Annotated in this window: 27 protein-coding genes and 3 riboswitches; of the genes, 22 read left to right on the forward strand and 5 right to left on the reverse strand. The window is 42.3% G+C overall.

From position 1 onward, the window contains the following. Positions 1-5 precede the first annotated feature (5 nt). The 16 genes from pknB (at position 6) to hslO (ending at position 16,132) form a co-directional block, all read left to right on the forward strand. Positions 6-1,889, forward strand: coding sequence for a Stk1 family PASTA domain-containing Ser/Thr kinase (gene pknB / locus AC0MXB_RS04865; RefSeq protein WP_474038484.1), 1,884 nt, complete (start codon positions 6-8; stop codon positions 1,887-1,889). 29 nt (positions 1,890-1,918) lie between these two features. Further along, the gene (gene rsgA / locus AC0MXB_RS04870) at positions 1,919-2,800 is read left to right on the forward strand and encodes a ribosome small subunit-dependent GTPase A (RefSeq protein WP_474038485.1); all 882 of its coding nucleotides are present in this window, start codon (positions 1,919-1,921) and stop codon (positions 2,798-2,800) included. Next, complete coding sequence (gene rpe, locus AC0MXB_RS04875; protein WP_474038486.1) at positions 2,797-3,450, forward strand: ribulose-phosphate 3-epimerase; 654 nt, start codon at positions 2,797-2,799, stop codon at positions 3,448-3,450. Before rsgA ends, rpe begins: the two co-directional genes overlap by 4 nt. A gap of 205 nt (positions 3,451-3,655) precedes the next feature. Then, a riboswitch (cobalamin riboswitch) is annotated at positions 3,656-3,837 on the forward strand. 112 nt (positions 3,838-3,949) lie between these two features. Then, positions 3,950-4,132: riboswitch (cobalamin riboswitch) on the forward strand. A gap of 166 nt (positions 4,133-4,298) precedes the next feature. Continuing rightward, a complete protein-coding gene (locus AC0MXB_RS04880) occupies positions 4,299-4,622 on the forward strand; it encodes a hypothetical protein (RefSeq protein WP_474038756.1) in 324 nt (107 codons plus the stop codon). Beyond that, the gene (locus AC0MXB_RS04885) at positions 4,508-5,638 is read left to right on the forward strand and encodes an MATE family efflux transporter (RefSeq protein WP_474038741.1); all 1,131 of its coding nucleotides are present in this window, start codon (positions 4,508-4,510) and stop codon (positions 5,636-5,638) included. The genes AC0MXB_RS04880 and AC0MXB_RS04885 overlap by 115 nt, the downstream gene beginning before the upstream one ends. Before the next feature lie 87 nt (positions 5,639-5,725). After that, positions 5,726-6,649 (forward strand): nickel ABC transporter permease, encoded by a 924-nt coding sequence (nikB, locus tag AC0MXB_RS04890; protein WP_474038742.1) that lies wholly within the window; start codon positions 5,726-5,728, stop codon positions 6,647-6,649. Next, on the forward strand, positions 6,650-7,471 hold the full coding sequence (nikC, locus tag AC0MXB_RS04895; protein ID WP_474038487.1) for a nickel transporter permease: 822 nt from the start codon (positions 6,650-6,652) through the stop codon (positions 7,469-7,471). Between the two features lie 83 nt (positions 7,472-7,554). Continuing rightward, complete coding sequence (locus tag AC0MXB_RS04900; RefSeq protein WP_474038743.1) at positions 7,555-9,063, forward strand: ABC transporter substrate-binding protein; 1,509 nt, start codon at positions 7,555-7,557, stop codon at positions 9,061-9,063. A 21-nt stretch (positions 9,064-9,084) separates the two neighbouring features. Beyond that, entirely contained in the window at positions 9,085-9,873 is a 789-nt protein-coding gene (locus AC0MXB_RS04905; RefSeq protein ID WP_474038488.1) for an ABC transporter ATP-binding protein, read from the forward strand. Further along, entirely contained in the window at positions 9,863-10,837 is a 975-nt protein-coding gene (locus AC0MXB_RS04910; protein WP_474038489.1) for an ABC transporter ATP-binding protein, read from the forward strand. The genes AC0MXB_RS04905 and AC0MXB_RS04910 overlap by 11 nt, the downstream gene beginning before the upstream one ends. Before the next feature lie 56 nt (positions 10,838-10,893). Continuing rightward, positions 10,894-11,023: riboswitch (FMN riboswitch) on the forward strand. Positions 11,024-11,154: 131 nt separating this feature from the next. After that, positions 11,155-12,315, forward strand: coding sequence for a bifunctional diaminohydroxyphosphoribosylaminopyrimidine deaminase/5-amino-6-(5-phosphoribosylamino)uracil reductase RibD (gene ribD / locus AC0MXB_RS04915; protein ID WP_474038490.1), 1,161 nt, complete (start codon positions 11,155-11,157; stop codon positions 12,313-12,315). After that, on the forward strand, positions 12,284-12,943 hold the full coding sequence (locus AC0MXB_RS04920; RefSeq protein ID WP_474038491.1) for a riboflavin synthase: 660 nt from the start codon (positions 12,284-12,286) through the stop codon (positions 12,941-12,943). The genes ribD and AC0MXB_RS04920 overlap by 32 nt, the downstream gene beginning before the upstream one ends. A gap of 43 nt (positions 12,944-12,986) precedes the next feature. Next, positions 12,987-14,195: a bifunctional 3,4-dihydroxy-2-butanone-4-phosphate synthase/GTP cyclohydrolase II gene (locus tag AC0MXB_RS04925; RefSeq protein ID WP_474038492.1), complete on the forward strand. Its 1,209-nt coding sequence runs from the start codon at positions 12,987-12,989 to the stop codon at positions 14,193-14,195. 1 nt (position 14,196) lies between these two features. Next, the gene (ribH, locus tag AC0MXB_RS04930; RefSeq protein WP_474038493.1) at positions 14,197-14,664 is read left to right on the forward strand and encodes a 6,7-dimethyl-8-ribityllumazine synthase; all 468 of its coding nucleotides are present in this window, start codon (positions 14,197-14,199) and stop codon (positions 14,662-14,664) included. A gap of 45 nt (positions 14,665-14,709) precedes the next feature. Beyond that, positions 14,710-15,276, forward strand: coding sequence for a phosphodiesterase (yfcE, locus tag AC0MXB_RS04935; protein ID WP_474038494.1), 567 nt, complete (start codon positions 14,710-14,712; stop codon positions 15,274-15,276). Beyond that, positions 15,260-16,132: an Hsp33 family molecular chaperone HslO gene (gene hslO, locus AC0MXB_RS04940; protein ID WP_474038495.1), complete on the forward strand. Its 873-nt coding sequence runs from the start codon at positions 15,260-15,262 to the stop codon at positions 16,130-16,132. The genes yfcE and hslO overlap by 17 nt, the downstream gene beginning before the upstream one ends. Before the next feature lie 48 nt (positions 16,133-16,180). Here hslO and rpmB read toward each other — a convergent pair whose 3' ends face one another. Continuing rightward, positions 16,181-16,372 (reverse strand): 50S ribosomal protein L28, encoded by a 192-nt coding sequence (gene rpmB, locus AC0MXB_RS04945; protein WP_474038496.1) that lies wholly within the window; start codon positions 16,370-16,372, stop codon positions 16,181-16,183. Between the two features lie 150 nt (positions 16,373-16,522). On the opposite strand from rpmB, the gene AC0MXB_RS04950 reads away from it, so the two are divergent. The 3 genes from AC0MXB_RS04950 (at position 16,523) to AC0MXB_RS04960 (ending at position 19,365) form a co-directional block, all read left to right on the forward strand. Continuing rightward, positions 16,523-16,729, forward strand: a complete 207-nt coding sequence (locus AC0MXB_RS04950; protein ID WP_474038497.1) for a DUF1858 domain-containing protein — start codon at positions 16,523-16,525, stop codon at positions 16,727-16,729. Next, positions 16,722-18,773, forward strand: a complete 2,052-nt coding sequence (gene recG, locus AC0MXB_RS04955) for an ATP-dependent DNA helicase RecG (protein ID WP_474038498.1) — start codon at positions 16,722-16,724, stop codon at positions 18,771-18,773. The genes AC0MXB_RS04950 and recG overlap by 8 nt, the downstream gene beginning before the upstream one ends. A 133-nt stretch (positions 18,774-18,906) precedes the next feature. Next, entirely contained in the window at positions 18,907-19,365 is a 459-nt protein-coding gene (locus AC0MXB_RS04960; protein WP_474038499.1) for a C-GCAxxG-C-C family protein, read from the forward strand. Positions 19,366-19,401: 36 nt separating this feature from the next. On the opposite strand, the gene AC0MXB_RS04965 is transcribed toward AC0MXB_RS04960, so the two are convergent. Beyond that, positions 19,402-20,328 (reverse strand): DMT family transporter, encoded by a 927-nt coding sequence (locus AC0MXB_RS04965; RefSeq protein WP_474038500.1) that lies wholly within the window; start codon positions 20,326-20,328, stop codon positions 19,402-19,404. Between the two features lie 103 nt (positions 20,329-20,431). Here AC0MXB_RS04965 and AC0MXB_RS04970 point away from each other — a divergent pair, with 103 nt between their 5' ends. Continuing rightward, entirely contained in the window at positions 20,432-21,913 is a 1,482-nt protein-coding gene (locus AC0MXB_RS04970) for an aminotransferase-like domain-containing protein (RefSeq protein WP_474038501.1), read from the forward strand. A gap of 68 nt (positions 21,914-21,981) precedes the next feature. Here the strand turns inward: AC0MXB_RS04970 and AC0MXB_RS04975 are convergent, their stop codons facing one another. Both AC0MXB_RS04975 and AC0MXB_RS04980 read right to left on the reverse strand, forming a co-directional pair. Further along, positions 21,982-22,926 (reverse strand): aromatic acid exporter family protein, encoded by a 945-nt coding sequence (locus tag AC0MXB_RS04975; RefSeq protein WP_474038502.1) that lies wholly within the window; start codon positions 22,924-22,926, stop codon positions 21,982-21,984. Between the two features lie 79 nt (positions 22,927-23,005). After that, positions 23,006-23,380 (reverse strand): hypothetical protein, encoded by a 375-nt coding sequence (locus AC0MXB_RS04980; RefSeq protein ID WP_474038503.1) that lies wholly within the window; start codon positions 23,378-23,380, stop codon positions 23,006-23,008. Positions 23,381-23,558: 178 nt separating this feature from the next. Between AC0MXB_RS04980 and AC0MXB_RS04985 the strand changes: the two genes are divergently transcribed. Continuing rightward, on the forward strand, positions 23,559-25,166 hold the full coding sequence (locus tag AC0MXB_RS04985) for a spermidine synthase (RefSeq protein ID WP_474038504.1): 1,608 nt from the start codon (positions 23,559-23,561) through the stop codon (positions 25,164-25,166). A 114-nt stretch (positions 25,167-25,280) separates the two neighbouring features. Here the strand turns inward: AC0MXB_RS04985 and AC0MXB_RS04990 are convergent, their stop codons facing one another. After that, a complete protein-coding gene (locus AC0MXB_RS04990; protein WP_474038505.1) occupies positions 25,281-25,448 on the reverse strand; it encodes a hypothetical protein in 168 nt (55 codons plus the stop codon). Between the two features lie 223 nt (positions 25,449-25,671). Between AC0MXB_RS04990 and nspC the strand changes: the two genes are divergently transcribed. Then, positions 25,672-26,775 (forward strand): carboxynorspermidine decarboxylase, encoded by a 1,104-nt coding sequence (gene nspC / locus AC0MXB_RS04995; RefSeq protein WP_474038506.1) that lies wholly within the window; start codon positions 25,672-25,674, stop codon positions 26,773-26,775. Positions 26,776-26,782: the final 7 nt, after the last annotated feature.

Genomic DNA, 26,782 nt, shown 5'->3' on the forward strand with positions numbered 1-26,782 from the left:
TGGTTTTGCTTATCAATCGAACACTTGATAATCGTTATACAGTGCTCGAACTCGTCGGCGGTGGCGGTATGGCGGAAGTGTACCGTGCTCATGATGAATTACTGGATCGCTATGTGGCAGTCAAGGTATTGCGTTCTCAATTTACATCCAATGAAGAATTTGTGCGGCGTTTTCGCCGGGAAGCGCAGGCGGCGGCAAAATTATCTCATCCTAACATTGTAAATGTTTATGATGTCGGACGAGATGACGATATTTATTATATTGTAATGGAATTTATTTCTGGCGAAACCTTAAAAGAAAAGATTGATCGCGAGGGCATTTTACCTGTGGAGACAGCCGTAAGAATTGCTGATGAAATTGCCCAAGCGCTTGAAAATGCCCATCAAAACCATTTAGTCCACTGTGATATTAAACCTCATAATATTATGGTTACCAGTTCTGGGCGGATTAAGGTTACAGACTTTGGGATTGCCAGAGCTGTCACTTCAGCAACGATGGTTCATACAGGTACAATTATTGGTTCTGTTCATTATTTTTCGCCCGAACAAGCCAAAGGCGCGCCAGTGAGTGCTCAATCGGATATTTATTCGTTAGGTGTAGTTTTGTATGAAATGCTTACAGGCAAAGTTCCCTTTAACGGTGACTCACCAATTGGAATTGCCATACAGCATATTCAAGAAAGGCTAGTTCCGCCGAGCGAAATCAATCCCGATGTTCCGCCGCTTGTAGAAGCGATTGTCATGAAAGCGATGGCAAAATTGCCTGCTGACCGTTTTGCTACAAGCAGTGAAATGATTAATGACTTAAGGCTTTCACAAGGTTATATGCGTGAAGACAGCACAAGGCTTCTGTCGCGTGAAGAGTATCCGACGCAAATGATTTCAGGCATGTCTGAGGCATTAAAAGAAGCTGGTCATGAACCTACGCGTCTTGTGGCAAAAAACGGAGTACAGCCGAAGCCTTATAATAAAAAATTAATTTTAGCTTTTATCGTCTTTTTTATTCTTTGTTTTGCTGGCGGAGCATTTCTCGCTTTCGGTAAATTTTGGAGCGGAGCAGAAGTCACTGTACCTGATGTAACAGGCAAACAGGTTGAACAAGCGAAAAGCATACTGACAAGCCGGAATCTTCGCGTGTCAGTATCCGAAGTGTTTAATGACAAAGTTCCGATGGGGCAGGTCATTTCACAGTCGCCGGAAGCTGGAAGTGTTGTAAAGGAACAAAGAACGATTAATTTGATTGTCAGTCGTGGTGGGGAAATTGCTACAGTTCCTGATTTACGCGGCTTAAATCGTAAAGATGCGGAAGCCGCGCTCAGAAATGCCGGTCTTAAAGTCGGACGGGTTGATGAGCAGAGTTCTTCCGAGGTGCCGGCTGATGCAGTTATCAGTCAGAATCCGCGACCACCGGCACAAGTCGCTAAGGGAACAGCAGTGGATCTTGTAGTCAATAAAAGTGCTGTCAAAAAAGTGACATTGCCTGATTTTAAGGGCGCTCTGCTTTCCACTGTGACAGCGCAGCTGGAAAATCTTAAATTAAAGGCTGGCTCAGTGACTGAGACGGTCAGTGATAAATATCCTGCTGGTACGATTTTGGAACAGAGACCTGCCGCAGGTGCTGAAATTGCGGAAGGAACTGCCGTTGATTTTACTGTTGCGAAAGGCGGCGGAGGCGGTGGGGTAAAACACGGAAGTCTGTCGGTGACTGTGCCGGAAGGGCCAGCACGCCAGACGGTTCAAATTGTTGTTACCGATAGCAATGGACGGCGCGTTGTCTATGAAAATGTTCATAAACCAGGCGATAAGATTGAAAAGCAGTTAGAAGGAACCGGAACAGTTCGGGTTCAGCTTTATATTAATGGTAGCTTGTCACAGGAACAAAATTTATAAGGAGAGATGCTGGTGCTCAGAAGATATCTATGGTAATGACAGGTGTTGTTGTAAAGGCTTATGGCGACTATTACAGTGTCCAGACAAATCAAAAGGTAATTTTATGTACAGTGAAGGGACGAATGAAACAAGAACGGTTTACCTTAGTTGTCGGCGATCAAGTAGATTATAAGGTAACAGGGGAAGGCAAGGGAATCATCGAGAAAATTCATCCCCGCACTTCGCTATTAAAGCGTCCGCTTGTTGCTAATATCAGTCAAGTTGTCGTAACCTTTGCCTGTTGTAATCCTGACTATTCCCTTGATTTGATTGATCGTTTCTTAGTTCTTGTGGAATCGAGTGCACTGCAGCCTATTCTTTGCTTTAATAAAGTGGATCTAGCTGACCGCGATGAGATGGAAGCCGTAGCAGAAATTTATCGCCGTATCGGTTATAAAGTGTTTTTTACCGATGCAAAATCCGAAGCAGGAATTAGCGAATTACGTGCTTTGCTTGATGGTGAAATCACTGTCTTTTCAGGACCAAGCGGTGCCGGAAAGTCTACGTTGCTTAATGCCATTGAATCAGGCTTACTGCTTAAAACGGGGCAGGTAAGTGATAAAATTGGTCGGGGACGCCATACAACGCGTCACGCAGAACTGCTTCCGTTGAAGTCAGGCGGCTTTGTTGTTGATACACCAGGATTTTCCTTTACGGAAATCACTTTGCCGGAGGATACTGTGAAAACCTGCTTTCCCGAGTTTTATGAGTTACCACAAGCATGTAAATTTAGTTCCTGTCTTCATGATAAAGAGCCGCAGTGTCAAGTGAAGGAAGCTGTGGCTCAAGGCAGAATTTCGTCGAGCCGCTATGAAAACTATGTGACAATTCTGCATGAAGCGCAGGCTAATAAGAAGGGATATGGAAAATGAGTACAATAAAAGTAGCTCCTTCAATTTTATCGGCAGATTTTTCTCAGCTTGGCGCTGAAGTAGCGAAGCTGGAGGAAGTGGGAGCCGACTATATTCACATTGATGTTATGGATGGTCATTTTGTTCCGAATTTGACCTTTGGGGCGCCTGTTGTGGCTGCTATTCGTTCTTTTACTAAGCTGCCTTTTGATGTGCATTTGATGGTAGAAAAGCCTGAGGAATATGTAATTCCTTTTGCGAAAGCTGGCGCCGATATTCTAACAGTTCATGCCGAAGCGACAGTGCATCTTCATAAGCTCTTACAGGAAATCCATAAAGAAAATATGAAAACAGGTGTTTCGCTGAACCCGGCAACGCCGCTTTCCCTGATTGAAGAGGTTTTGCCAGATATTGATATGGTATTATTAATGAGTGTAAATCCTGGTTTTGGCGGTCAGGCCTTTATTCCAGCAGTAACCGATAAGATTGCACGTTTGCGCCGCATGATTGAAGAGCGGGATCTCAAAACGGAAATTGAAGTCGATGGTGGCATCAGCCCTGCTAATGCCAATATTGTTACTGCAGCAGGCGCTACGGTTTTAGTCGCTGGATCAGCTGTTTTTTCCGCGAAAGATCAAGCAGCAGTGATTCGCGCTTTAAAAGGCTGCTAAATTTCTTAACGGTGATATGTTCCTGTTTACTATTTATAAAATGAAAAACGCTTAAATCCCTTGGAATGTAAAGGATTTAAGCGTTTTTGTTTTTGAGTTTATCTTGATACTATTATAAATTAAACACGCAATATTTTGAAAGGTTTGACATATATTGTGATAAATGGTATACTAATTATGAAATGTAAAATGATGTATAATGAAAATTGCATAGTTTGGGATAGGTGCCCGCAAGGGCTTAATAGGGAAGTCCGGTGAAGTACCGGCGCGGTCCCGCCACTGTAATAGGGAGTGAGTCCAAAAAATACCACTGAGGCAAACGTCTTGGGAAGGTTTGGATAAACTATGATCTAGAGCCAGGAGAACTGCCTATCTGTCAGTCACCGTTTTTTTACCCACGAGCGATGGGGAGGGGATTAAATGAGAATAATTTATCTTGTGATGCCAAACCTCCCTGTTTTATGCAGGGAGGTTTTTTAGTATTTCCGAGCAGGGTTTAATTAAATATGTCAAAGTAGGTGCCCGCAAGGGCTTAATAGGGAAGTCCGGTGAAGTACCGGCGCGGTCCCGCCACTGTAATAGGGAGTGAGTCCAAAAAAATACCACTGAGACAAACGTCTTGGGAAGGTTTGGATAAACTATGATCTAGAGCCAGGAGAACTGCCTATTTTATAATCACCGCTATACCTGCGAGCGACGGGGAGGGGATTTGGATAATTGACAGATGCTTTTTAGCAAACATTTTAATTATTTTTCAAATCTCTTGACTTTACGTCAGGAGATTTTTTTGTGTGTTTTACCAAATGTACAGTCTCTTGTGTAAATTATGAAAATATTATGGAGGTATCGTGACCATTTTTGCTGCAGCAATGAGTAGTGATAATAAAAAATTTCTCAGCTTGGCTGTTCCATTGATTATTTCTTCCATTTCAACACCACTCCTTGGCGTAGTCGATACGGCTGTCATGGGGCGATTCCCTCAGGCGGCTTATATTGGCGGCGTAGCAATTGCTACTTTGATTTTCAATACTATGTATTGGCGCTTGGTTTTCTTAGGATTAGTACTTCTGGGTTTAGTGCGCAGGCTAGTGGGACAGGAGATAAAAAGACTATTACCTCTGCGCTGTTGCGGCCTATGGCGATTGCTTTTATTTTGGGCGTACTGCTTGTAGTCTTGCAGTATCCAATCAAAATTGCCGCTTTTATGCTAGTGACACCGAGTGATGCTGTCAGGACATTAGCAGAAACCTATTATGATATTCGAATTTGGGGAGCGCCTTTTGTATTGACTGGCTATGTAATAAATGGCTGGCTAGCAGGCATGTCTAAAGTCAAACTGTCCCTGTGTTTACAGATCTTCATGAACATCTTGAATATTTTACTGGTATTACTGTTTGTTCGGATAGGGGGCATGGCTGCCGATGGTGTGGCAACAGCAACCCTCATTTCGGAAATAGCGGCTACGGTCCTAGGGCTTGTTTTGATTTACCATATCAAAGAAGTGTCAATTACCGGGATTTCCTTGGCGATATTATGTAATATAGCGGCGTTCACCGCCATGATGAAGGTCAATAGGGATTTATTTATACGAACAGTATGCCTCTTGTCAGTATATAATCTGATGGCTATATACGGCATGCGATATGGGGAGGTTGTACTAGCGGCTAATGCTGTATTGATGCAAATTCATTTTGTTATGGCCAATTTGCTCGGCGGGATCGGCAATACCGCTACAATATTAGTGGGGAAAGCCATAGGAGGAAAAGATGGTAAGTTGTACAAAAGTACAGTCCAATTAACTGCATTTTGGGGCTGGGTTACAGCATTTCTTTTGTTTGGCGGGGTTTGTTTATTTAAAAACGCGGTGATTGGACTTTTTACTAATCTTAGTGAAGTGAAGCAACTAGCTGACATGTATATATATTGGGTCGGTCTATTTCCTTTGAGCGCTGTTTGGGGGCTGCAGCTTTATGGCATTTTTGCAGGCGCAACATTGTCGACTCCTATCAGGAATTCTATGCTCTATTCGCTATTGGGCTGTCTCATTGTTTTTTTATTAGGAGAACCATTATTAGGAAACCATGGCATATGGTTGGCCTTTACGGTATTCAGCCTGGGAAGATCGATATTTCTTTGGATCTATTTACCAGGGCTTAACAAAAAAGTTGCAGTCATTGCAGAAAAATAAAAAGAAGCGTTGATAAAAAGAAGCGTTGTTCCCAAATAACAATATAGCTAAAACAAAGGAGCGGGTGTCTTGACTAAAAAACAATTTATGCAGCGTTTGCTGCAAATGGGCATTACCCTTATTGGCGTAAGCTTTCTGACATTTTGCCTAATGTATCTTTCACCAGGGGATCCAGTAGCTATGCTGCTAGAGGTAGGAGATACCATTGTGTCGGAAGAAACAATTGCGGAGACAAGGGCTCAGTTAGGTCTCTATCAACCATTTCATGTTCAGTATTTTCGTTGGGTTACTGGTGTCTTACAAGGCGATATGGGCATGTCCTATTCGGCAAAAATGCCTGTAGCTGAGCGGCTCTGGCAATGTTTGCCTGGTACATTGGCGCTAGCAGGTTCAGCTCTTGTTATGATGCTACTTATTTCAGTGCCTTGCGGTATTCTTTCCGCTGTATATAGAAATCGCGCCGTAGATTATTTGATTCGCGGTTTTTCTTTTGTGGGCGTGTCCATGCCGAGTTTTTGGGTAGGACTTATTTTATTGTATATTTTTGGCCTGAAACTACGGCTGTTTCCTATTGCTGGCGGTGTAGTGTCTTTGGACCGAATCGTATTGCCCGCGTTTACCCTAGCGATTGCCATGTCCGCAAAATATACGCGGCAGGTGCGGACTGCCGTACTAGAGGAACTAGGGCAAGATTATATCATTGGTGCAAAGACTAGAGGACTTCCTCTGAAAAAAATTATTTGGCGGCATGTGCTGCCGAATGCCTGCTTACCGCTCATTACTTTGCTGGGGCTATCTATTGGGTGGCTTCTGGGCGGAGTGGCTGTAATTGAGATGGTTTTTTCCTGGCCGGGACTTGGTAAGATGGCTGTGCATGCTATTGAGATGCGTGATTATCCTCTGGTACAGGGGTTTGTGCTTTGGATCGCCGTGTTATATACAGCAATGAATTTATTAGTGGATATTTCTTATACTTTGCTTGATCCACGGCTGAAGAAAGGCGGGAACTAAGTGTCACTTAGAGAAAAAGACAAATTTTTGTTTGGATTGTATTCGTTTTTAGTACTGTTAATTGCTGCTATTGCCATTTTTGCGCCATGGCTAGCGCCATATGACCCCTATGAGGCGACAATGCGGCATTCGCTGTTGGCACCATCGGCTGAACATGTACTTGGAACAGATAAACTGGGTCGTGACTGCTTGACCCGAATCCTCTATGGAGCGCGGACGTCTCTGCTCATGACTTTATCCCTAGTTGTTCTTATTTCAGGGGTAGGAACGTTTATTGGCATTCTTTCCGGCTATTTAGGCGGTAAAGTGGATATGGCGCTCATGCGTCTAGTTGATATGATGTTAGCCTTTCCGGGAATCGTGCTGGCGATTGCTATTGCCGGTATGCTGGGCGGAAATATACTAAATACCATTTTAGCCCTAGCAGTGGTTAGCTGGACTAAATATGCTCGATTGGGACGCAGTCTTACCTTGAAATTGCGTGAGCGTGATTTTATTTATGCAGCAGTAACGAATGGCACAAAGCCGCTGCAAATTTTGCGGCATCATATTTTGCCGAATGCTTTACCGACCATTGTGGTAACAGCGGCGATGGATATTGGCACGATGATCATGGAACTTGCTGGGCTATCTTTTTTAGGGTTCGGCGCTCAGGCGCCTACTCCGGAATGGGGTTTGATGCTCAATGAAGGGAGACAGCATATCCAAACTGCCCCTTGGCTTATGCTTTATCCAGGGATCGCTATCTTGATGGTTGTAGCAATATTTAACTTGTGGGGTGATAGCCTACGAGACATTATGGATCCACAGAAAGCAAATTGAGGAAATGAGAGAGGGAGAATTCTGTGAAAAAATGGACTAAATTCATCTGTGTAACTTTATTGTTTTGCCTGGCCGTAAGTGTTATGGCAGGATGCGGGAGCAGCAAGTCGGAAGTTGATCAGAAAACGCTGAAGTTTGGGGTAACAAATTTTGCCGACTCTCTGGAGCCAACAGAAAATTATTTTGGTTGGGTTGTCATGCGGTATGGCATGGGAGAAAGTCTTGTAAAGTTTGACGAAAAAATGAAAGTAACGCCTTGGTTGGCCGAAAGCTGGCAAATCAGCAGTGATCATATGACCTGGACCTTTAAAATTAGAGATGGCGTAAAATTTTCAAATGGCAAACCGCTAGATGCGGCTGCCGTCAAGGCTTCGCTAGAAAGGGCCTTTGCCAAAAATAAACGGGCAGTAACCTTTTTTAAATATACAGAAATGTTGGCTGATGGGCAACAGCTCACGATCCGTACAGAGAAGCCGGAACCAAATCTGCCGGGCTTTTTAGCTGATCCTCTATTTTTGATTGTCGATGTATCGGCCGAGGCGCAGCGAAATTTTGCGAAAGAAGGCCCTATTTGCACAGGTCCGTATATGTGCCAATCCTTTGTCAAAGACAAAGCAGTTATGGTGAAAAATCCCTACTACTGGGATGGAGAAGTACCTTATGAAACCGTTGAAATTCCTTCGATTGATGATCCTAATACCCGCGCAATGGCCTTGCAATCAGGCGAAATAGATCTAGCGGTTAATATTGCGGCAGGCGACATTGGTCTATTTAACGATAGTACAAAGTATCACATTGATAGAATTTCTTCGCTTCGCACAGTGCTCGCCCGTATTAATCAAAAGGGTGTGTTGGGCGATCCCAAGGTACGCGCCGCCTTTATTAGCGCTTGCGACCGTAAAGCCTATAACGAAGTAATTCTGAAGGGAACTTTTATTGAAGGCAAAGCGCCTGTACCTCCCTCCATGGATTATGGTTTTGACCAGCTTACTGATCCGAACAGTTACAATATGGAACGGGCTAAACAACTTCTAGCAGAAGCCGGTTGGAAGGACCTAGATGGAGATGGTATCCTTGAAAAAGACGGTAAAAAATTGACTGTAGATTTTGTGGTATACAACAGCCGGGCGGAATTACCGATTTATGCTGAAGCAGTGCAATCGGATGCGAAAAAGGTCGGTTTTGATGTAAAAATAAAAACAGTAGATTATAATTTGGTTGACAAGATGGGGATTAATGGAGAATATGACCTTTTGATTTCTAATATTACTACGGCAAATACTGGTGATCCTGAGATCTTTTTAAACTGGTATTGGCGCACCAATAAACAAGGCGATAATCCTCAGAACGGTTCTGGTTACAGCAATCCAGTTCTCGATAGCAAATTTGCCGAGCTGTCGACGGAATTCGATCTTCAAAAGCGCCGCCAGCTCATTATTGATATACAGCAAATTATTATGAATGATGGAGCCGCCTTATTTTTAGGGTACCCAGAAACCAACATCATTGGTAAGGCAGCTCTGGCTGGGGTCAAAATGTATCCTTCTGATTATTATTGGCTGACAAATCAGATTCGACCTGTAAAAAAATAAAGCACTTAGAGGAGAATGGAGATGTTGTTAGAGGTGCAGAGACTTTTTGTCTCTTATGCAGATCAGGACATTGTTCAAGATGTTAGTTTATCCCTTGCAGAAGGAAATGTTCTAGCAATTGTGGGGGAAAGCGGTAGCGGCAAAACAACGATTATCCGCGCTATTCTTGGCTGCCTGCCCCATGAAGGTCGTGTCCGCGCAGGAACGATTTTGTTTGAAGGTAAGAATGTATTAAAAAATGCTGATCAAGACTGGCGCCAACTTTGCGGAACCAAGATCGCAATGGTTTTTCAAGACAGCGGCAGCATGCTAAATCCAATTCAACGAATCGGCAAGCAGTTTGTCGAGTATATCTGTGAGCATTCGTCTATTAAAAAACTAGAGGCCGCTAAGGCGGCGGAAGAAATGCTTAGAAAAATGCAACTGCCGAATCCGGAAAATATTATGAAAAGTTATCCTTTTGAACTGAGTGGCGGTATGCGCCAGCGTGTCGGCGTGGCGATGGCTATGTTTTTTAAGCCGCGGCTGCTGCTGGCAGATGAACCGACATCGGCTTTGGATGTTACGACACAGGCGCAAGTAGTAAAAGAAATGCTAGAAATTTGTCACAAGGATAAAACGGCTATTATTCTTGTGACACATAATATTGGTGTGGCCGCTTATATGTCAGATAGTTTGCTGGTAATGCGCGAGGGGAAAATAGTGGAGTCTGGCAGGACAGCTGATATTATTGCTCAGCCTCAAACGGAGTATGTGCGAGAACTGCTTGAGGCTGTACCACAAGTCGGAGGGAAAAGATATGTCAGCTGAAAAAGCAGCAATTCTAGAGATTGATCATGTCATAAAGCGTTTTCCCGTAGCTGACGGACGGATGTTGACAGCTTGCAATGATGTATCATTATCTCTCTATCAAGGAGAAACACTAGGAATTGTTGGCGAAAGTGGCTGCGGTAAAAGCACGCTTGTAAAGCTGATTATGCAGCTCTATGAGGCGAGTAGCGGGGCTATTTACTATCGGGGTAAAGATCTTACGCAGCTTAAAGGCGAAGCGAGGCGACAAAATCGGAAACATATACAGATGGTATTTCAAGACCCATCTCAGGCCTTTAACCCCAAGATGAAAATAAAGGATATCCTTTGTGAACCATTGCGAAATTTTAATCTGTTAAAGAGCCGGGAAGCACCAATACAAGTTGCCAAGCTTTTGCAGCTTGTTGAATTGCCAGAGGCTTTTGCGAATCGTTATCCTAGCAACATGAGCGGCGGACAACGTCAGCGTATCGGAATTGCCCGTGCGCTGGCTTTGTCGCCAGAGATTCTTGTCTGCGATGAGGCGACTAGCGCTCTTGATGTATCTGTTCAAAAAAAAATCGTGGAACTTTTAGTAAGAATACAACAGGAAAAACATTTATCCATGATTTTTATCTGTCATGATTTAGCATTGGTTGCTCAGATTAGTCATCGCATCGCCGTCATGTATCTTGGTAATATTGTCGAAATACTCTCTGGCAGTGATTTGCAAACTGCTAGGCATCCTTATACTAAGGCACTCTTACAAGCTGTTTTTCCAGTAGCACAAAAAGGAAATTCAGAGGTTCGTCTGTTAGAAGGGGAAATACCAAGTCCGCTCGCCTTGCCGCCAGGGTGTCCGTTTCAAAATAGATGTCCTGAAACCAGAGAAATTTGCAAACAGGAAAAACCTAAATTACAAGCGATTTCAGCGGAACATCGTGTTGCTTGCCACTTAGTGAGTCGCGCTTTAAAAGGTTGCTAAAATTTCTTAAAAGTGATACACTAACAGAGAAGTTGAAAATTACATAATATAGTAAAGATAGCCTTTGGGGCCAGGTGAGAAAGCGTGCTTTCAATTCCTGACCGGCGGTTAAAGCCCGCGAGCCGTTATGGTTGATTCGGTGTAATTCCGAAGCCGACAGTACAGTCTGGATGAGAAAAGGCTGAGTAGATTTGTTTGTGTTGCACAAGCTATTTTCAGGCCCCTTTGTATATTTTTTTCTACAAGTGGCTGAAGATAGCTTGTTTTTGTTTTTCTACCTCGCCCTGACTGAAAGGCAAGATTGCAGGTGAAACAGAATGATCATAACTAAAGAAGAACGACAGTATCATGAAAAGTTCATGCAAATGGCAATTGCTGAGGCAAAGCAAGCTTTAGGCTGTACCACGCCAAATCCTCTTGTTGGCGCCGTGATTGTAAAGGATGATAAGGTGATTGGCAAAGGCTATCATCATATGGCAGGAACGCCCCATGCGGAGATTCATGCGCTACAAGAGGCGGGGGAAGCGGCAAACGGCGCTACTATTTATGTAACTCTGGAGCCCTGCTGCCATCACGGTAGGACAGGTCCTTGTACTGAGGCGATTATAGCGGCAGGTATTCGCCGCGTCGTTGTGGCAATCACTGATCCCAACCCGCTTGTAGCCGGCCATGGCATCGATAGATTGCGTCAAGCTGGTATAGAAGTCTTAGAAGGAATCTGTTGTTTAGATGCCGTAAAAGTGAATGAAGCGTTTGTGAAATGGGTTTCAACTAAGATGCCTTTTGTCTTATTAAAGACAGCCATGACGCTTGATGGTAAAATTGCTACAGCGACAGGACAGTCCCAATGGATTACTGGCCCTGCCGCCAGACAAACCGTTCATCGTCTGAGAAATCAGTATGATGGGATTCTTGTCGGAATTGGTACGGTGCTTGCCGATGATCCGCTTTTAACAACGCGGCTGCCTGAGGGCCCAGGTTGTAATCCAACGCGGATTATTCTTGATAGTAAGGCTCGTACACCGCTTGATGCCAAAGTCGTTACAAATAAAGAAGCGCGAACTATTATTGCTGTAACAAAGTCTGCGTCAATGGATAAGGTAAAGGCCCTAGAAGCTGCCGGTGTAACGGTTTGGACAATTAGTGAAGGGCCAAGCGGCTTGAATCTTAGAGAACTCTTTAGCCGTTTAGCCAGTTATCCTGTAACAAGTATTCTTGTAGAAGGCGGCGCTGCTGTCAACGCTTCTGTGCTAGCAGAAAATCTAGCTGATAAGGTGGCTTGGTTTGTGGCGCCAAAGATCCTTGGCGGCAAGACGGCGCCATCGCCGATTGGTGGCAGTGGCGTGGCAAGTCTTTCGCAGGCTTATGAACTAGAGGATCTTGCCATAGAGCAGCTAGAGGAGGATATTCTCATTAGCGCTTATCTCAAATCACGGGAGGGACGCGATGTTTACCGGACTTGTGGAAGAATTGGGTAGAGTGAAACAGATTGAAAAGACGGCAAAATCAGTTCGCCTGACAATTGCCGCTAAAAAAGTCCTTACTGATGTAAAGTTAGGTGACAGTATTGCCGTGAACGGCGCCTGCCTTACAGTTGTTGATTTTAGCACCAGCCAGTTTACGGCGGATGTCATGCCGGAAACTGTGAAACAGACAGGTCTTAGAGATCTTGCGATTGGCGCTGCTGTAAATCTGGAACGGACGCTTCGCGTTGGTGATCGCTTGGGCGGTCATATTGTGAGTGGTCATATTGATGGAATCGGCACAATCCAGAATGTAAAAAAAGATGATATTGCCGTTGTTGTTACAATTACTGCGGCGGCAGAGGTCATGAGATATATTGTAAAAAAGGGCTCTATTGCCATTGACGGAGTCAGTCTAACTGTTGTTGATTGTGATGCGCATTCGTTTAGTGTATCACTCATTCCTCATACTTATGAAGTGACAGCTTTAGCTACCAAGAAAATTGGTAGTACTGTTAATTTGGAAACTGATATTTTGGGACGCTATGTGGAAAAGTTATTACAGAGTGACACTACTGAAGCAGTAGCTGAGCCAAGTCGCATATCCACTGCTTTATTAGGTAAATATGGGTTTCTAGCATAAAAATTTTAAAGAAAGTATTCTTGTTATAAGATGGAGGGATAGTATGTTTAACACAATTGAAGAGGCCATTGAGGATATTAAACAAGGAAAAATGATTGTTGTTGTTGATGATGAAGACCGTGAAAATGAAGGCGATTTATTAATGGCTGCCGAAAAGGTAACGCCAGAAGCTGTCAATTTTATGGCTACTCATGCTCGTGGCCTAATCTGCATGCCTGTTGACGGTGCACGGCTTGATGAACTCGAAATTCATCCTATGGTGGAAAACAACACTGACAACCATGAAACAGCATTTACTGTATCCGTTGATGCGGTAACGACAACAACTGGGATTTCTGCTTTTGAACGAGCAGAGACCATCCGTTGCATTTTAGACAGTAAATGCAAACCAACGGATTTAAGACGTCCTGGCCATATTTTTCCGTTGCGCAGTCGCGAAGGCGGTGTTTTGCGTCGGGCGGGGCATACCGAAGCAGCAGTTGATTTGGCGAAGTTCGCCGGTCTTTATCCTGCTGGCGTGATTTGCGAAATCATGAATGAAGATGGGTCTATGGCGCGCATTGATTCTCTGCAAAAGTTTGTAAAGCAGCATAATTTAAAACTGATTACTGTTGCCGATTTGATTCGCTACCGGAAACGTCATGAAAAGCTGATTACGAAGGCAGCTGATGCAACGATGCCGACGAAATATGGTCAATTCCGGGTTGTTGCCTACGAGAGCGCACTTGATAAACAGTGCCATATTGCCTTAGTTAAAGGCGATGTTTCTGGCAAAGAAAATGTTCTTGTTCGTGTTCACTCTGAATGCCTTACAGGCGATGTGTTGGGATCTTTGCGCTGCGATTGCGGCGATCAGTTGGCCGCATCTTTAAAGCGAATTGAAGCAGAGGGCGAAGGCGTACTGCTCTATATGCGTCAAGAAGGCCGCGGCATTGGTCTCGCTAATAAAATTCGCGCCTATGCTCTGCAAGATAAAGGCAGTGATACGGTAGAAGCCAATGAACTCTTAGGCTTTCCGCCGGACTTGCGTGAATACGGTATTGGCGCTCAAATTCTAGCCGATCTAGGCTTAACAAGTATTCGTTTGTTAACGAATAATCCGAGAAAACGTGCTGGTCTGGAAGGCTACGGTCTGAAAATTACCGAGCGGGTTCCCATGGAAATTCGTGCTAATAAATTCAACAACCGTTATTTATCAGTGAAAAAAGCAAAGTTAGGACATTTATTGAAACAGTATGAGGAGGCAAAATAAGATGTCAACAATTTATGAAGGAAATTTGATTGCGAAAGATCTTCGTGTTGCTATTGTGGTAGCTCGTTTTAATGAATTTATTACAAGTAAACTTTTGTCTGGAGCGAAGGATGCCTTATTGCGTCACGAAGCACAGGAAGATAATATTGATACTGTTTGGGTTCCCGGCGCTTTTGAAATTCCTTTAGCGGCGCAAAAACTGGCGAAAAGTCAAAAATATGATGCTGTAATCTGCTTGGGAGCAGTAATTCGTGGCAGCACTTCTCACTATGACTATGTTTGCTCTGAAGTATCCAAAGGAGTAGCTCATGTGGGACTGGAAACAGGCGTACCGACTATTTTTGGTGTACTTACAACAGAAAATATCGAACAAGCGATTGAGCGAGCTGGCACAAAAGGCGGCAATAAAGGATTTGATGCCGCTATGTCCGCTATTGAAATGGCAAATCTATTAAGAAATATTGGATAAAGATTACTTGTTTTACAATTATTTCCTGGGAAATGAGTGTTTGTTTTGAAAATAGCAATTGTAAGTGATACTCATGGATGTGCTGCTACTTGGCAGCACATCTATGAAACCTATATGAGTGACGTCGACTCTATTATTCATGCTGGTGATATTTTATATCATGGACCACGTAATGAAATTCCGGCAGAATATAATCCTAAAAGTTTGATCGACATGCTGAATCAGCTGCCGCAGCCCTTCTTTTCCGTACAGGGAAACTGTGACAGTGAAGTCGATGGAATGGTTTTACAGTGGCCGATTCATCCTTCCTTTATGTACTTGCAGTTAGGTCGATATAAGATCGTAGTGCAGCACGGCCATACTTTAACAGATGATCAGAAGGTGAAATTAGCGCAGCGCTATCGGGCTAATTTATTTATTAGCGGTCATACTCATCTGCCTGTGCTTGCATCTCATGAAGGTGTGACTTTACTGAATCCCGGTTCGCCAGCTATGCCTAAAACAGCTGCTAAACGGGGTTCTTTTGCCTTACTTTTTGATCAAAAGATTCAGATTGTCGCCGTTGATAACGGGGAAGTGCTTATGGAGGAAAACTATGGATCATTTAATTAAAGCAACGGCAGGCGATGGCTTGCGTATCCACGCCGCTGTTACCACCGAGCTGACAGAAGAAGCTCGACTTCGCCACAATTGTTCGCCTGTGGCCACAGCGGCGCTTGGTAGAACGATGACGGCAGCTTTGCTGTTTGCAGCTAACTTAAAAACAGAAGAAACGGTTACCCTAAGAGTAGCCGGTGATGGACCTTTAGGGGAGATCATTGTAGATGCTAAGGGCGGTTTAGTTCGTGGCAAGGTGAAAAATCCAACAATAGATCTTCCGTTAAATGCAGCAGGAAAACTTGATGTCGGTGCCGCTGTAGGCCGAGGATCACTCTATGTGACGCGTTATACGAATATGAAGCAGTCGTTTACGGGCAGTTCGGCTTTGGTTTCTGGGGAGATTGCTGAAGATGTTACGGAATATCTCTACACATCAGAGCAAACGCCTTCTAGCGTAGGCCTCGGTGTGCTAGTAGAACAGGATCGGACTGTACGGGCGGCAGGCGGCTTTATTTTGCAAGCCTTACCGGATGCTTCCGATGCTGATCTTGATATTGTAGAAGCTAACCTCAAGGCGTTACCGTCGGTATCGTCGCTTGTTGCTGAGGGGCAAGATGCGAAAACTATGATTGAAGCTCTTTGCAAGGGACTTCCAATCCGTTATTTAGAGGAACAGGAACTTGCTTTTCGTTGTACTTGTTCCAAAGAACGAGTGGAAACTGCTTTAATCAGTTTAGGAAGCGAAGAATTGTCTCGCTTGATAGCCGAAGATGGCAAAGCAGAGCTTGTTTGTCATTTTTGCGGCAATAAATATCAGTTTAATCAAACTGATTTGAACGAACTTTTGCAAAAAGTAAAAGAAGAATAAAAAAAATCCTCCGCAATAAGCGGAGGATTTTTTTATAAAACATAAAAATTAGATTGCTCTTTGAATTTTGCCGGAACGGAGACAGCGAGTGCAAGTGTTAACTCGTTTAATTTCGCCATTTACAACTGCTTTAACACGCTGAATGTTCGGTTTCCAAGTGCGTTTGGTTTTCAAGTGGGAATGGCTGACGTTAAAGCCGCTGCGCTCACCTTTGCCGCAGATTTCACATAAGTTTGCCATTTATTCCACCTCCTTTTAAGAAGGACAAAATATCCCTTTACTAAACATTAGTATTTTAGCACAGATCACTAAGAGAATGCAAGTCTTTAGCAGGATTTTTTCCTTATGGTCAGAATTTTATTATATAATAGAAAAAAAGGGGTGAATATAATGATCACAACAGATACCTTGATTATTGATATTCTCCGCAAATATCCAAAATCTCAACTGGTTCTCAAACAGCATGGCATGAATTGCGCCTCCTGTTTAGGGGCTGACTCTGAGAATATCCAGAGCGGCGCAAAAAATCATGCCGTAAACATTGATGAATTGTTAGCAGAATTGAATCGTTTGACGGCAAGACAGAAAGGTGATTAGTGTGCTCGAGTGGAGCAGTTCGATCCAATATATTAAAGGCGTTGGTCCGGCGAAAGCAGCGCAGCTTGGAAAACTAGGGATCTTTACAATTGGTCAATTGTTGGAATATTTTCCGGTTCGGTATGAAGATAGAAGTCAGTTAAAGCAAATTAGCGAGCTATCGCCGGGAAACGTAGAGGCGTTTCGAGGAAAGGTCCTGACTGTAACGGAACGCAAAGTTCGGCGGGGCCTTTCTCTTTTATCGGTTGTCGTTGTTGATTCAACGGGTTCAGTTGAACTTGTTTGGTTTAATCAACCTTTTCTAAAAAAACGCTTTACTGTAGATGCCCTCGTAAGTGTTTATGGTAAAATTGAACGTCATTATACACTGAAGGTTACGAATCCGGAAACTGAAATAATCAGTGAGACTGATCTATTTCATGGCCGGATTCTTCCTGTTTACCGTCTTGGTGAACATATTCCCCAAACTCTAATACGATCTTTAATAGAAAAATTCTTATTGACGGAATTTTATATTCCAGAAGTCTTGCCGGAAAGAGTTCTTCGTTTGCAAGGACTTATGGGACGCAAAGAAGCTTTTCATACGATTCACTATCCTGCATCGCAAGAGAAACTTCAAGCGGCGATCGATAGACTAAAGTTCGAAGAACTTTTTTTATTACAGTGTGGTCTGCTGCTACTAAAGGCGCAAAATCAAAAACCTTTTTCCGGCATTAAGCATGGCCGGGATGAAGAATTAAGTACTAAGGCCATCGCATTGTTGCCTTTTACACTCACTAAGGATCAGCAAAAAGCCCTCAAAGATATTAAGACCGATATGGAGGACACGCAGCCCATGCAACGGCTATTGCAGGGCGATGTAGGATCAGGGAAAACCGTAGTTGCTGCTTTAGCGCTTGTGAAGACGGTAGAAAATGGCTTTCAAGGAGCTATGATGGCGCCTACGGAGATTTTAGCGGATCAGCATTATCATACCTTGGCAAAGCTGTTAGCACCCCTGAAAATTAAAGTGGGGTTACTCACAGGCAGTAAGACGAAAAAGCAAAAAGAAGAAGTTGGCCGTTTATTACAAGCGGGTCTTCTTGATATTATTGTGGGAACTCATGCCTTGATTCAAGATACCGTACATTTTCGACAATTAGGTCTTGTTGTTACTGATGAACAGCACCGCTTCGGCGTGGCGCAACGAGCAAAGCTTCAGGCCAAAGGAGCCGAGCCTGATGTGCTTGTTATGACAGCAACGCCGATACCGCGAACGATGGCCCTGACGATTTATGGCGATCTTGATGTATCACTGATTCAAGAGTTGCCGCCTGGTCGTAAACCGATTCGTACTTTTTTACGCGGCGAAGAAAAAAGTGAGGCAATTTATCAATTTGTCGCCAAGGAAATCGCGAAAGGTCGTCAGGCTTATGTGGTTTGTCCGCTAGTCGAAGAGTCCGAAAAAATTGATACTCAGGCAGCAGTGCAACGCTATGAAGAACTTTCTACAGGATTATTTCAGGGGATTTCTTGCGGTCTGATTCATGGTAAGATGAAAGCAAGCGAAAAAGAAGCCGTTATGGCTGCTTTTTATAAAAATGACATCTCTTTGTTAGTCGCTACGACGGTCATTGAAGTAGGCGTAAATGTGCCAAATGCAACAATTATGGTAGTGGAAGGAGCCGAACGCTTTGGTTTGTCTCAGCTTCATCAATTGCGAGGACGGATTGGCCGCGGCGAACATGCCTCGTATTGCATTTTGATTTCTAAAGTAAAACAAGGTGACACGCAGGAACGTCTTCAGGTTATGACAGAATCAAATGACGGCTTTGTCATTGCTGAGCAGGATCTTTTGCTGCGCGGCCCTGGGCAATTTTTTGGTACGAGACAGCATGGACTACCCGATCTTAAAATTGCTAATATTGTTACTGATGTGGCCATTTTATTAAAAGCTCGGACGGCGGCACAAGAAGCTGTATTGGAAGAGGATTATAGGAATTTACTTTCGACCATTTTACCGAATCGTTTTGGTGATCGCTTTTCCCTTATTTTACATAGTTAAAAAAAAAAAGCGGCGGCTGACGCCGCCTATATGGGAGAGGAGAAAATTTACAATAGTAGTTATGCCTTAAAGACAGTCTAATTATACATAAACGAGAAAAAAATTATTATTATTTTTAGGGAGGGGTTTTATAATGAGCAAAAGCAGTGACAAGGTAACTTTTTTACATCATACGAAAGGCTATAATTGTGCGCAGTCCATGTTGGCAGTCTATGGTCCGCGACTCGGTCTTCCAGAAGAAATTGCTCTTAAAGTTGCGTCAGCCTTCGGCGGCGGTATTGCCAGAAGCGGTCAAACCTGCGGGCTCGTAACAGGAGCTTTAATGGCCATTGGCATGACTTGTGATCCAGCCGATCCTAGCAGTAAAAATGAAGTGTGTGATTTAGCTAAGCCATTTTTAGAAGCCTTTAAGGCAGCCAATGGTTCACTCTTATGTCAAGATTTACTTGGTGAATCGATGGCAGACCCTGCAGGACTCGCAAAGCTGCAAGCGAATAATACAACATCAATTCGTTGTCCGCAGCTAGAGAAGAGTGCTGGCGCTATTTTTGAAAGACTTTATGGCGATCGCTTATTGCCGGAAGAAGAATAACAGGAGACTAGGAATCATTTTTAATTTGATGATTTTTTAGTGGCTGAGCCTGTTTAACTGAGATTTTTTGAAGCGTAATTGTTGATATTTCTTACTAATAAGGGCTGGGTTACTGACAAATAACACGCCACTGAGTACGAGAATGAGGCCAATAAAGGAATAGAATGAGAGGGCTTCCCCTAAGATATAGTAGCCTACGAACTGAGCAATAACGGGTGAAACATAGGTCCAGGTAGAGGGAAGCAGCATACCAGCGCGACCTACTAGCCAATAGTAAGCGCCATGTCCGCCTAAAGAACCCAAGAAGATGAGATAGAGCAAAGCGATCATTAAGAGATCAGTCGATTCTGAGATAGAAAAACTTTCAGTGCCAAGAGACAGCAACATTAGCAGAGTTCCCCCAATAACCATTTGCCAGCCGTTAAGGGTAAAGGGACTGATGTTTGCTGCTAGGAGTTTTTGCGCTGTCATCGTGCCAAAAACGTTACCTACTTCAGCAAGCAAAATGACGATAACGGCTAAGAAGGCATAAGGCGTTGCCTCTAGCATCAGTGCCGGAAGTAGAGCAATTGATACGCCGAGAAAAGAAATCAGTAAGCCGCTACCACGAATCAACGAGTATTCTTTTACTCCTTGAAACCATTCGACAAGACCAATCATAAGCGGCGTTGTCGCAGCAAGGAGAGCAGCTAGGCTAGAAGAAATATATTGTTCCCCCCAATAAAGACAGCCGAACATCAGTGCTGTCATAAACAAGCCAACTATAAAAATAGATTTGTAATGGCCTTTTGGTAGGGTAATTGACCTACCGCAAAGTTTAACTGCGAGTAGGACGATGAGTCCTGCTGTAAAAAAACGGGCTCCGGCAAAGAGAAATGGGGGAGCTCCGACATTCACGCCAACTTTAATGGCTAAAAAAGTAGTGCCAAAAATTAAACACATGGCGCTATAAACGATATACATAAAAATCCCTCTTTTCTGTTCTATAACATTGCTGTATTATGAATCTATAAAACCATCATTTACCTATAACAGTCAAATGATGGCTATAACAGTTGGAGGGATTATGAACATATTCATTCAACGGGACAGCAATGAGTCGATTCGACAACAAGTTTATTTAGAACTGGCGCAAAGAATTCGTTCTGGTCTGTTAGAGCCTGGCATCCGACTTCCCTCTGTGCGGGAGTTGGCAAGAGATTTAAAAATAAGCTTAGTGACAGCCCATGAAGTTTATAAAATGCTTCAAGATAAAGGGCTTGTGAAAACCTTACCTGGTAAGGGAACGTTTGTTGTTCTTCTGACAAATAAAGAGCAATCCGAAGGAGCATCTTTACAAGATCCGTATAGTTGGCAGCTTTCTGTGCCAGATTATTTGCCGCGGGCTAGCTTTTGGAGTCAAAGTGCAGTAAGATTGCCAAAAGAAATTCTTGATTTAGCCGATGCCTGCGTCCATTATTCGCTACTTCCCTTAACTTTTATTCAGGAATCGATCCGGGAAACTTTGCGAGGATCACCGGAATCGTTAGGACGCTATGCTGATTTTAAGGGAGATCAGGAGTTTCTGAATGCGTTAACAGAGTACCTCAAAAAGTTGGCTATTGATCTTGAGCCGCATCAGCTTCTTATAACAAATGGAACGCAGCAGGGAATTAATTTATTTGCTCAAACATTTTTAGGACCGAATGATACGATTGCGGTAGAGGCGCCTTGTTTTTCTGGAGCGATTGACGCTTTTCGTCTGGCTCATGTGCGGTTGCAGCCTATTCCCTTAGATCAGGAAGGACTGCGTGTTGATATTTTGGAAGATTTGGCGGCCTATAGCCGTTTGAAAGCCGTCTATGTAGTGCCTACGGGTCAGAATCCTACGGGCGCCATTATGAGTCGATCACGTCGCGAAGATCTTCTGGTTTTCGCACGCAAGCATAATGTACTAATTTTAGAAGATGAACCCCATCGTGAACTCGAAATTCCTCAAATTCAGCGGGATTGTTTGCCACCTCCCTTAAAAATGCTCGATCATGATGGTCGTGTTGTTTATTTAAAAGGTTTTAGTAAATTTCTGTTTCCCGGCATGCGGCTTGGTTTACTCGCCGCTGATGGTAGTATTTATAATCGCTTGCTTGCTGCGAAGTCGATTGCTGATCTCGGTTCGCCCTTATGGCTGCAAAAATCGCTAACGCCGCTGTTTCGAAACCCCAAGCTATTTCAAGCAATTGAGGGAATCAGTTGCCGATTAACAGCTAGGCGACGCAAGGTTTTTGCAACTCTTAGGAAACTGTTGCATCCTGATATTCTTTTGCCAAAGCAATCGTCAGGTCTTTTTATCTGGCTGACCCTGCCGCGGGGGATGCAATCAGACACACTCATTCCCGAGGCGCATCGACGCGGTATTCATTTCTTGCCAGGTTCCATTTTTTATGCAGGTGAACCAGAGATTAATCATTTGCGCATTTGCTGGACCAATCTTTCTGATGAAGATTTACCGCGGGCGCTTACGATTCTTTGTGAATTATTAAATGATGCGGTAAAAACGTTTAGATGTTAGCGTAGTAGGGTATACAAAAAGAGAAGCATCCTTTGGGGGTGCTTCTCTTTTTGTACCTATATGTAGTTTTATTTTAACAAAGTTTGTAGAAACAACAACTCTTCCATGTCATTTAAATATTGGTAGAGCATGCCGCGATGCTCAAATTCATCTCGATCTCTAGGAAGTTCCATCGTGGTGAAACTCTGACGAAAGCGATTAAAGTCATCGAGCCGCAAGACGGCAATATCCTTATGATGAAAATCTTTGGCGATTTTTATCGTGTAATCAGCAACTAAAAGCGTTTGGGGATACGGTGTCAGGAGTCTATCAAAATATTTTTGCATGTTTTTTAAATGATGCAATTGCTGTAAACGAATATCCATGTATTGCGTGTAGTCGCTGCTGTTTGTATAAAAACTGTTATTATAGTTTTTTAATGCCAGTTCGCGGCCTTGTTTTAGTTTCGTTTCTAACGCTGTAAACAAGGCTTCTCCTTTTAGAGAATCAGGTTGATTTTTTAAGGTTTCCGCCATATGACGGAGAATGTCCTGAATCATTCCTTCGATAGCTACTTGCTCTTTTTTTATTTTATGCTCAAAATTTGGCATATATAAATTAAGTAGCATAGCCGTAAGCACACCGATACCCATCAGTGACATTTGATTGATTAATAGTGGTAGAGAGATATTTTCTTCAATCAATAGATGGGTAATCAAAACGGAACTGACAACAATGCCGTCTTGTACTTTACATTGTACTGTCAAAGGAATGAAAATTAGTAAAAAGAAAGCAAAGCTAAAAGGGGTGTAGCCGCATAACTGGAAGATAACTATGGAAAGACATAAGGCCAATAGGAATGAGCCAATCATTTTAGCAGCAAACCGTACAGATTGTTTGCGGGTTCCCTGAATACAGAGAATCGTAATAATTCCGGCCGTTGTAGCAAATTTAAGATCAAAATGAATCGCAAGATACATAGCGATTCCTGTGCCTATCACTGTTTTAAGAGTTCTATAACCAATAAAATTCATAAATAACCTCCGATATAACTTGTTCCAATTCTATCCTATCATAGAACGAAAGTCCTGGGAAATAGGCCTTTTAGTTTGTTTATTCATTATGTCGGGTCAGTATAAATTGAATTGTCATTTCAATTGGTGATGCAGGTGTAATTTTTTCCCAGGGAGTAGGAGTTACCATATGGGCTGTTTGGTCAGAGGCTGTATCTGTAATATAGGCTTCATCAAAACGATAAATTTTTTGTTCAAGGTCGGCAGTAACATGCGCTTTAACAGTTTGTTGCTGCGTTTTTCTATCAACTAAAAGCCAAAAATTTAGAATGTTTTTATTGATTGTAATACGATTCATATCCACATGATAAGAAACATTGTTTTGCGTTGTAACATATTGCCAGGTTGGTTCCGCTGCATAAGCAACCTGGCAGATAATCATCGCGAATAGCAAAATCGCTAAAAAACGTTTCATAATTGAGCCTCCTAACGTTTCATAATTTAGTAGCTATATCCATTGACTTCGTCAGCAAAGGGATAATTTCCTATAAAAGAAATTTTTTCATGTGAGAAGTAATTGAAAAAGGCTTTTCTGGAAAAGAATCGAAAGAAAAAGAAAGTGTAATGTATTAGCCCCTACAGGAGGAATGAGCATGGTTGCAGAGACCTTATTGCACAGTAAGTACTATTTATATATGACAAGTTTTTTTGCAGGAATGTCTGTTATGGCAGTAGAACTTGGCGCGAGCAGGCTATTAGCGCCATATTTTAGCTCTTCTCAGATTGTATGGACCATTATTATTGGAACAATCATGATCGCTATGGCACTGGGAAATGTCTGGGGTGGGAGAAGTGCTGACAAAAATCCTAATCCCGATATTTTATATAAACGAATTATTATAGCCGCTTTATGGATTGCGGCAATACCAGTGTTGGGTAAGTATATTATTTTAGCTGTATCTGCTGTGCTTGTTTTAACAATTGATACTGATTTTTTAGTTTTTGCAGCTTTTTCCGCTTGCATGATTCTCTTTGTATTTCCTCTCTTTTTGCTCGGTACGGTAACGCCTTCGCTCGTAAAGTACACGGTTGATAGTTTGGACAACAGCGGTCAAACTGTGGGAAAGCTTGTAGCAGTTAATACGATTGGCAGTATTATTGGTACGTTTGTACCGACGTTTATTACGATTCCCGCCGTGGGAACATCAATGACCTTTTTATTGTTTTCTGGTATTCTTCTTGGAATTGGTTTGATTTATTTTATTTATAAACGGACAAAGCCGAAAACATGTATAGCAAGTATTTTATTATTTTTGTTTTGCAGTATAGTTGGATCATCCGATCATTTAGCCTTTTGGGAAAAGAATCTCTTATATGAAGGGGAATCACTTTATAATTATTTACAGGTAAAAGAAACGCCTGATAGCATTATTCTTTCTACCAATGTATTGTTTGGCGTTCAATCAATTATGAAAAAAGACGATAGCCTCACCAAAATGTATTATGATTATGCTCTGGCGGCTCCCGTTATGACTGGTACTGCAACAAAAGAGCCAATGAAAATTTTAGTGATTGGTATGGGAACCGGGACTTATGCAAAAGCGTGCCATAAATATTTTACCAATGCTAAAATCGAAGGTGTGGAAATCGATCAGAAAATAACTGACTTGGCTAGTCAGTATTTTCAGCTTCCATCAGCAGCTAAGGTGACGACCTACGATGGTCGCGCCTATTTGAATGCCACTAATGAACAGTATGATGTTATTATGATCGATGCTTATAGGGATATAACGATTCCCTTTCAAATGTCATCTGTAGAGTTTTTTACTATGGTTAAGAATCATTTAACAACAGATGGTGTTATGGTTGTAAATATGAATATGCATCAAGAAAAGGTAGGGAGTTTAAATCAATACTTAGCGGATACCATTGCCAGCGTATTTGATGTAGTTTATACAATTGATGTGGATGAATCAACGAATCGAGAACTTTTTGCAACGCAAAACAAGAATGCAGTGAAACGGTTTGAACAAAATACAGCCCAATTAGGCAATAATGATTTAAAAAAACTCATGCAGAATATGCAAAAAAAATTAAAACCTTATCATAAAAGTACTTATCTTTTAACAGATGATAACGCGCCTGTAGAGGTTTTAGGAATGCAGATTATTGATGGACTTATTCAAGAGGAAGTACGTTACTATAAAAGCATTTTTAAAGAACGCGGCTTCAAAGAATTCTTGCAATACATTCTCTTTTAATGCTGTAAATTTCATGATTTTTTCATAGCTTCTTCATAAAACTCACTAAACAAAGCTTACTGCAATAAAAAAACACGACAAATTCATGTCGTGTTTTTTGTGTATCACTTTAGACTATTCTAGTTCAGGGCATGAGCTACAGCCGATACAGGCAGTTGCATCCATTGCATAAACATCATCGCAGCGTGAAACACAACAGCTGGTGGAATCAAGCGACTCGCTTTTTTTCAATTTACTTTCGTCCGAAATTTTTAGATCTTGCTCAGTCTGAGATGCAGTCATTATAAAGCCTCCCCTTCGAAATAAAAAAATAAATAATATCTGTTAATAATTAACTTATTATAATAATTGTAATTTGTCAAGTTGACAGCGCTGACTAGAAAGAAGGGGCACAAAAAAGAATAATCGACAAATGACTTAGTTTTTGTTATTATTAAAACCATGAGTTTTAACAGGTTTTTGCGATTGACATAAATATAGCAGCGTTAGACAGGAGTTTTGAGGCATGGAATTTACAACGCCCTACTATTTAATTGATGAGACGAAATTACTACGTAATTTAAAAATTATTGCTAAAGTACATGAGTTATCAGGTGCAAAATCTGTGTTAGCATTAAAATGTTTTTCTACGTGGTCAGTTTTTCCGCTCATGCAACAATATATGGCTGGTACAACATCTAGTTCTTTATTTGAAGCTAAGCTTGGTAAAGAAAAATTTGGCAAAGAGACCCATGCATACTGTGTGGGGTATACTAAAGAAGATGTTCAGGCAGTAGTGAAATTTGCTGATAAAATCATATTTAATTCGCTATCGCAGTTAGAACGTTATTATGACGTGGCGAAAAACATTAAAATTGGCTTGCGCGTAAATCCAGGAATAAGCTACTCGCATTTTGATCTAGCTGACCCAGCGCGGCAGTATTCTCGTCTTGGCGTAGCCCAGAAAGACGATATTGCACGGCATATTGAAAAACTGAGCGGTTTAATGTTTCATTATAACTGCGAAAATGATGATTTTGCCGCATTTTCGCAGCAACTTGATCGCTTAGGCGAAGAATATGGCGATTTATTAATCAAGCTTGATTGGATTAGTCTTGGCGGCGGACTTTATTTCACAAAAGAAGGCTATCCGATTGAAGCTTTCAGTGAAAAATTAGCTGCTTTTGCTAAAAAGTATGATTTGCAAATTTACCTAGAACCAGGCGAAAGCGCTATTACTGGTTGTACCGAACTTGTTACGCAGGTCGTTGATATTGTTCATAATGAAAAAAGCATTGCTATTGTCGATGCTTCCGTAGAACCTCATATGCTCGATCTGCTGATTTATCGCCTTGATGCTAAAATAGAAAATCAAAAAGCCGGTAAACATGAGTATATGGTGGCAGGGCGCTCCTGCCTTGCTGGCGATGTATTTGGCACGTTTTTATTTGATGACAAGTTGTCTGTTGGCAGTGAAGTTCGCTTCGCTGATGCCGCTGGCTACACGATGGTTAAGAAAAATTGGTTTAATGGACTGAATATGCCATCAATTGTAGTTCGGCGCTTAGACGGAAAAACAGAACTTGTCCGTCAATTTACCTATAGTGATTTCCTAAATAATTTATCATAAAAAACTT

This window comes from Pelorhabdus sp. sgz311001, from assembly GCF_055901755.1.